At 60.0% G+C, this 6,601-nt stretch carries 7 protein-coding genes and 1 pseudogene; 3 read left to right on the plus strand and 5 right to left on the minus strand.

Features of this window, described 5'->3' with window-relative positions:
* Nucleotides 1-50: 50 nt before the first annotated feature.
* Nucleotides 51-683: a metal-dependent hydrolase gene (locus V5A26_RS08705; protein ID WP_332321665.1), complete on the minus strand. Its 633-nt coding sequence runs from the start codon at nt 681-683 to the stop codon at nt 51-53.
* A 96-nt stretch (nt 684-779) separates the two neighbouring features.
* Between V5A26_RS08705 and V5A26_RS08710 the strand changes: the two genes are divergently transcribed.
* Entirely contained in the window at nt 780-1,484 is a 705-nt protein-coding gene (locus V5A26_RS08710; protein ID WP_332321664.1) for a helix-turn-helix domain-containing protein, read from the plus strand.
* A gap of 10 nt (nt 1,485-1,494) precedes the next feature.
* Here the strand turns inward: V5A26_RS08710 and hmgB are convergent, their stop codons facing one another.
* Nucleotides 1,495-2,832 carry a hydroxymethylglutaryl-CoA synthase gene (gene hmgB, locus V5A26_RS08715; protein WP_332321663.1) on the minus strand — a complete coding sequence of 446 codons (1,338 nt, stop codon included), beginning with the start codon at nt 2,830-2,832 and terminating at the stop codon, nt 1,495-1,497.
* Between the two features lie 342 nt (nt 2,833-3,174).
* On the minus strand, nt 3,175-3,750 hold the full coding sequence (locus tag V5A26_RS08720) for a DUF2150 family protein (RefSeq protein WP_332321662.1): 576 nt from the start codon (nt 3,748-3,750) through the stop codon (nt 3,175-3,177).
* An 88-nt stretch (nt 3,751-3,838) separates the two neighbouring features.
* Here V5A26_RS08720 and V5A26_RS08725 point away from each other — a divergent pair, with 88 nt between their 5' ends.
* Nucleotides 3,839-4,474, plus strand: a complete 636-nt coding sequence (locus V5A26_RS08725) for a SagB/ThcOx family dehydrogenase (protein WP_332321661.1) — start codon at nt 3,839-3,841, stop codon at nt 4,472-4,474.
* 47 nt (nt 4,475-4,521) lie between these two features.
* On the opposite strand, the gene V5A26_RS08730 is transcribed toward V5A26_RS08725, so the two are convergent.
* Nucleotides 4,522-5,367 (minus strand): TatD family hydrolase, encoded by an 846-nt coding sequence (locus tag V5A26_RS08730; protein WP_332322337.1) that lies wholly within the window; start codon nt 5,365-5,367, stop codon nt 4,522-4,524.
* A gap of 52 nt (nt 5,368-5,419) precedes the next feature.
* Nucleotides 5,420-5,860, minus strand: coding sequence for an NYN domain-containing protein (locus tag V5A26_RS08735; protein ID WP_332321659.1), 441 nt, complete (start codon nt 5,858-5,860; stop codon nt 5,420-5,422).
* Between the two features lie 120 nt (nt 5,861-5,980).
* On the opposite strand from V5A26_RS08735, the pseudogene V5A26_RS08740 reads away from it, so the two are divergent.
* Nucleotides 5,981-6,601 (plus strand): annotated as a pseudogene (locus tag V5A26_RS08740) (glycine cleavage system aminomethyltransferase GcvT); the annotation flags it as partial.

Here is a 6,601-nt window from a genome sequence, read left to right on the forward strand (position 1 = left end):
GGTGGGCCAGACAGTTAGCGCTTGGTATCAGTGCCGTTTGGTCCGAGCGGTTAGTCACTCGGCTGCAGGAATCGGCCGCCGATGAGTGTTGCACTCAGTCCCACGATGAGCAACTGCATTCCCGAACCCAATAGCGGGAACACTCGTTTTACTTGTTCGGGCTCCGTACCGGGACTCGGATCAACACCAGTGGAATAATGGACGGTCTCTGTCGAGCCAACCACCGCACCGCCTGCATCGGGCTGGGAGCGGTCGATGAATGTTTGGACGATGCCGCGTTGGTCCGAGAGGCGTAGCTCCCCCGAGACAGTGAGGAAGTTGTCCTGAACCGGATATAGGAGGTTCACGCCATTAGTGACGAGGTCCGGACCGATCCCACCCAGTACCAGCGCGACCACGCCCACACCGGCGATGCGTCGAGCCGGGGGCCCAAATCGGTCGATCAGTAACGAGCGGTTCCGCCTGCCGTCCGCAACGAGTAACCCGCCGAGTCCGAGCGGGACGAACACGCTATGAAACAGTGATCGATGGGCACCCGGGAGGACCAACCCCACAAACGTATCGAGGTCTGGGACCGCGGCAAAGGCCATTACGACACCGAGTGACCACCACCCGAACTCGTCCCGGAGCAGCGCCACGGCGACGATGCCACCGATGGCAACGTGGACCAGCGTGGATGGCATACCCACCTGCAGGGGACCCATGCCAATTTCGCTTTCGTTCGGCAACTGTCGAAATCCATCGGTGTGTTTTTCGGGTATTGGGACGAATGTCTGGGTATGGATAACCCCCGGGCAGGCCTGGCCGAACGTATCGCGGGGGAGGTCACACTCAGTGCAGACCCGGGTGCGACGTTGCGCAAGTGGCGGACTGACTTCGAGATATCCCAGACCGACCTCGCGGCGGAACTTGACGTCTCGCCGTCAGTGGTCTCGGATTACGAAAGCGGTCGCCGCGAAAGCCCAGGCACCGACCTGGTCACTCGGTTCGTCACAGCCCTCCTGGATATCGACGCGCGTCGAGGTGGGGACCACGCGAGACAGTTCGCCAGGGTGCTCTCCGCCGGGTTCGATAGCAACATCGTGCTCGACCTCCGGGAGTATCCACGGACAGTCGACCTGCGCACGTTCTATGACCATGTGGAGGCGACGGAAGTCGTGACAGGAAATCGACCGACCATCAGCGGCCATACGCTCATCGATAGCATCAGCGCGATCGCCGAACTGCCCTCCGAGGAGTTCTATCGGCTCTATGGGCAATCTACCAACCGTGTGCTCGGGTTCACGAACGTGACACGTGGTGAATCGCCGCTGGTCGCGTTACGTGTCGTCAATCCAAAACCCAACGCGATCCTCCTCTGTGGTTTGACAGAAGCAGACCTGTGGGAACACGCCCCTGATCTCGCACGTCGAGATGGGGTGTCACTCGCGGTGACGGAACTCGAAGCGGAAGCACTCAGAAATCGGCTCAGCGATTTTCCCTGATACCCCTCGACTACTCGATGAAGGTGTACTGGCGCTCGTTCATCGGGCCCCACCCGTCGAAGACAAACTCGCCATCGGGTTCGGTGAATGGTTCCTGGACCTTTTCCTTCGAATGGTTATGCTGGTCGTGGACGCGCTCGTACTCCTCGAAGGTTATCGGGTGACGTACATTGAGCAGCGTGTCGACTGCGTCGCCGTCAATTTCGTCTTCCCAGCCCTCGACGACAAGTTCTTCGTGGATTTCGGCCTGGGCACCGCTCCCGTAGGAGCCCACGAGAAGGGTTTCCCCGGCCAAATCGATCCCCTTTCGATTGGCATGAATTAGCGCACTCAAGCGGGCGAGGTGGACCGAACTCGTATACCAGTTCCCGACCCGGCTCGAAATGTCCACGGTCGGCTTGATGGCCCGTTCGTACCATTCACGGTACATGTCCGTCTCGGAGAGGGCGTCCATGTATTCCTGGATATCCTCGGAGAACGCCTCGCGGTCGTCATACTCCTCGGATCTGGGTTGGCGGCCGATCTGTTCGGCCAATGTGTCCTCGAGTTCGGTGTCCCGAATCGTGTGTCGGTATCCGAGGACAGCGGCCTTCCGGACCATATTCGGGAACGGCGTGTGGAATGGGATGAAGCGGTAGTCATCGGGGTGACTCCGACCCGTCTCGGATTCGAAGTCCTCCAGCGCTTCACGCATGCGTGCGAGATATACTTGCATCGAGCGCTTTCCGTCGACGCTCGGGAACTGCTGGTTGGGTTTCAGGAAGTCCGTCTCGTCGACCGAGCCGAAACCTTGCTCCATCGAAATCTCGACGATTGACGGGTCTTTGTTCACGTACATCGCGACGGCCCCGGCGCCCTGTGTCGCTTCTCCTGGGTCCCCCCGCTCGTAAAGCGCGGTGTCAGTCGTGATCACTATCGCACCCCGACCGCGATTCCGGCCGGCGGCGATCCAGTTGACGGCGTCGTTGAGCGCCTGGGTCCCCGAAATGCAGGCGAACTTTCGTTCCCCTTTGTTTGCATGGGTGAACACGCCGTCAAGAACCTGTTCGAGCGCACCGGCGATGTACGTAGAGGCGGGCTTTGACTTGTCAAAGGCGCTCTCGGTGGCGACGTCGATCCGGCCCACTTCCTTGGGATCGATCCCCTTGCGCTCCATCAACCGATGGGCCGCGTTAGCGCCCATGGTCACGATGTCCTCATAGGCGTCCGGGAACGAACTCTTGAACAAGCCGAGTCCTTTGGTGTATTTTTCCGGGTCGTCGTCCATGACCGGGGCGAACTCCTCGGGGAGGTCGAGACTGAGTTTCCCCGTCCAGATCTCGATGCCGTCGATTCCGACTGCAGTCATGTGTTATCGGAGTTACTGCTGGCTGGTTTATGGTACTGTCGATGGGTAGTTCGACACGTGTCGTACTTACCCCTACAAACACTCCACTCCGCGGCTACCAAGCCATTCCGAACGGCAATGAAATGCTCCGACAATCTCCGAGTTCCGCGTTGGGTCCATGCGCCCAATTGACAGAGGGTATCAGGAGCATCAGGAAAACAACACTGCGGCCAACTAAGACGTTACACCCATTTTCGTTCGAAATCTCCGTGCTCGGGTAGTCCCTCAAGGTACTGTCTTCGACTCCGTCGGGAACTGGTAGTGTAAGAATGGTTCGACCCTGGCCGGTCCCCTTTGCCGGAATCAGTCTTCTTCGATGACTTCCGGATCGGTCAAGGCTTCCTGCAACGAATCGAGACCGTTGACCCACTCGGTGACGAGTCCGTATTCGATGTCCTCGGTCACTGAGATATCGAGATCCTCACCGTGGATCAGCAGCGTTCCGGCCGCGGAGGCATGCCCCAGTGCCGTGTCAAGATCATCGTCTGCTTCGGCGTCCGCTGCGTGGCGGATGTGTTCCTCGATCGACCCCTCTTCGATCGGCCCCTCGGCGACGTATCGCTCGGCGCTATAGAAGACACAGACAAGACTGGTCTGGACACCGTCGACCAGCATGAGTGTATCTTCGGCCTCGATCTCCGGCTCCGCAAGGACGACTTCCCGAATATCGACCAGTTCGTCCATCGCGCGATCCGCATCGATGACTCCCTCATCGAGGGCGGTGAGAATCTTCGCCACCGCTATTGCGACGTCGTCCTGGAGGTTGAGCAGCAGACGCGCCGAGTCTTCGTTCTCCGGATCGATGTCTTCATCCCGAAGACGATCAAGCCAGTTCTCCCACCGTTCTTCGGAGTAAAACTCTGCTTCGGGGTCGCTCATACCCGAACTGGCGGGTGCCGCGGACTAAGGCCTTTCCTTCGAGTGACCAGTGGTCGCCTTCTTTACTCCGGCCCATCCAAAGGAGGGTATGAACGCGATCGAGCCCGACCCTGGGTCGGATCGGCCCCTTCCCGACCCGGACCAAGCCGGGTCGACACCGCTCGAAACCACACTCACTCACCGACGGTCCCGTCGGGAGTTCGGCCAGGGCCCAATTTCGCTCGCTGACGTGAGCCAGTTGCTTTGGGCAGCGCAAGGTGAAACCCATCCGGACGGCTTGCGAACCGCACCAAGTGCCGGCGCGACCTATCCGCTGGTCGTCCGGCTGAGCGTCGCCGAAAATGGGGTCCCAGACCTCGAGCCAGGGGTGTATCGGTATTGGCCAGGGGCACATACGCTTCGAACGGAGACCTCCCTCCCGGCACAAGCCGAATTGCAACGAGCAGCGTACGACCAAGAATGGGTGGGTGAGGCCCCGATCGTCGTGGCGATTTCAGGGGTCGTGGAGCGAACCGCGCGGGAATACGGACCTCGAGCTGGTGACCTGTACGTCCCGATGGAAGCCGGCCACGCCGGTGAAAATCTGCACCTTCAGGCCGAAGCGGTCGGTCTGGCAACGGTACCAGTGGGCGGTTTCAAAGACGAGGCTGTCGCCTCTGCGCTCGATCTGGGCCCTGAACGACCACTCATCATGTATCCGGTCGGACAGCGATCCAGCGAGTAGGACCTTCGAGTTAGCGATGCAGCAAGTGGGGCCTTCGAGTGGGCCGATTATCGCTCGAGTGTGTCCCGGGTATCAATGCCATAAATCGTCTGTGGTGTGTCAACGTGGGCGGCTTCGACGGCTATTTCGTGACCGATTTCGAGCAGCCAGTTCACCCTTCGGGGGACGGTTTTTGGCCCCATCACCGCTCCGGGCCGATCGGGATCGTCGATGAAATCAGTCTCCATCAAGAACGGGTCGGCTTCCTCGATGGCCGTTTCCAGGAACGGTTTCCGACTCATGACGCTTGGAGTGATTCCTGTAAGTGTGCCACTGCTGTAATGTTTCACGACCCGGTGTGGTGGGAGTGAAACGGCTTCGGCCCACTTCCCGATTTCCGTGAGGTCCTCTGACTCTTCGGTGTGGAGTTGCACCGCGACGTCCGCTTGCACGGCCACTTCGAGTGCGTGCCTGAGGACAGCGTTTGACGCCTCCCAGATCTCCGGTTGAACATCGTAGTGGGGGCGACCGGATTTGATCGCGACAGCGGCCCCTTCTGTTGCGTACTCGCCGGCGGTGTCAAGCCCGGCCATCATGAGGTCCCGGGCGTCCTCGACAGCCATCCCTCGGTCGTCGACGAGTCGGGAAATGAGCGCCGGATGGACGCCAATCACCGGCCAGGCCTGACCAGGGAGTACGGCAGTCGCATCGGCAACGAGTGATCGAGTCTCCTCGAAGACGGCGCCGAAATCCTGACCCGCTTCGGGTTCAACGCCGAGGTGCCAGGAGGGTTTGTTGACCACGAGAAGGTGGGTACCACCACTCCGGACGAAATCCTGCACCGCTTCGATTCCCTTCCCTTCCCGATCCAGGTGAAGGTGATTGTCGAGCACTGGCGTCCCCAGGTCGCGCATACCACTCTCTGTGGCCGGCGCTTGGAAAAACTGTCCGTTGAATAGTCTCCCCTCAATCGAGAACGACTGCGTCGTCGGCGGCCCGAACGAGAGCGTCCGAACGTCCGTGTTCTCCCGGTGCGATCGCGAACGTCCCGATTCCGGTTCGGTTGGCCAACTCGATAACCGGTTTGAAATCGGTGTCTCGGGAGGCGATAGCGAGAACGTCTAAATCGGACTCGAACACGGACGCAGTGGCCTCTACGGCGAGTTTTACGTCGACGTCTCCGCTGGTTACTCGAACGTCGAAGCCGTGGGCTTCACCAGCCTGGATAAGGCCCGCCGGAGCGTTCTCGTCGAGATACAATCGTGTGACTGCGAGTGTCCCCTGCTCTGATCCACACTCTCGGAGGTCTTCGAGATCGACTTCGAACTCATCTCGCAACACGTTCGGCCCATCGACGAAAAGCCCGACTCGTGTCTTCGAACCGAGACGGCGCGAGAGCCAGCCCATAGCCATAGCTTGTGGGTCCCAAATATAGGAGTACTGATTGTCCGATTGCTAAATCTCAGAAATGTCGCAGCACGCACGGGTATAGGAAGGCATTAATTGCCGGGGACTATGAGTTTACATATGGCCCTGCGACCGCCACCGCTGCATGCGGTTCACGACAACCGAGGTGCGTCGTTCACTGATTTCGGCGGGTGGGAAATGCCAGTCGAGTTCGATTCGATACACGAAGAGCACGAAGCCGTGCGAACGGCCGCCGGTCTCTTCGATGTCTCGCATATGGGCGAGGTCACTGTCACGGGGCCAGACGCGACGACCTTGCTGAATCGGCTCACGACAAACGACGTGTCCGCGCTCGATCCTGGCCAAGCCCAGTATTCGACGATAACGAACGAGGATGGCATCATTCTCGATGACACGGTCGTCTACCGGCTTCCCGAGTCGGTTCCGGAGGGAACGCCTGGTGAGGGTGCTGATTACTTGTTCATCCCGAATGCGGGCCACGACGAGCAGATGCACGAGCGATGGACGACCCATCGCGATGAGTGGGACCTCGACGCCGACGTAACGAACCGAACCGGCGACTACGGCATCGTTGCAGTTCAGGGGCCGGATGCCGAGGACCTCGTTGCCGACGCTGCTGGTGACGATGCAAGGGACCTCGGACGGTTCACTGCACAAGCGATGACGATTGCTGAGACCCCGTGTTGGGTCGCTCGGACCGGGTACACGGGCGAAGACGGC

The organism is Halodesulfurarchaeum sp., from assembly GCF_036626455.1.
In the GTDB taxonomy this organism is placed as follows: domain Archaea; phylum Halobacteriota; class Halobacteria; order Halobacteriales; family Halobacteriaceae; genus Halodesulfurarchaeum.

What these genes read in the sequence shown, in the direction of transcription:
- V5A26_RS08705 (WP_332321665.1), bottom strand. Translation starts at nt 683, where the DNA reads ATGCCATCCACGCTGGTCCACGTTGCCATCGGTGGCATCGTCGCCGTG.
- V5A26_RS08710 (WP_332321664.1), top strand. Translation starts at nt 780, where the DNA reads ATGGATAACCCCCGGGCAGGCCTGGCCGAACGTATCGCGGGGGAGGTC.
- hmgB (WP_332321663.1), bottom strand. Translation starts at nt 2,832, where the DNA reads ATGACTGCAGTCGGAATCGACGGCATCGAGATCTGGACGGGGAAACTC.
- V5A26_RS08720 (WP_332321662.1), bottom strand. Translation starts at nt 3,750, where the DNA reads ATGAGCGACCCCGAAGCAGAGTTTTACTCCGAAGAACGGTGGGAGAAC.
- V5A26_RS08725 (WP_332321661.1), top strand. Translation starts at nt 3,839, where the DNA reads ATGAACGCGATCGAGCCCGACCCTGGGTCGGATCGGCCCCTTCCCGAC.
- V5A26_RS08730 (WP_332322337.1), bottom strand. Translation starts at nt 5,367, where the DNA reads ATGCGCGACCTGGGGACGCCAGTGCTCGACAATCACCTTCACCTGGAT.
- V5A26_RS08735 (WP_332321659.1), bottom strand. Translation starts at nt 5,860, where the DNA reads ATGGGCTGGCTCTCGCGCCGTCTCGGTTCGAAGACACGAGTCGGGCTT.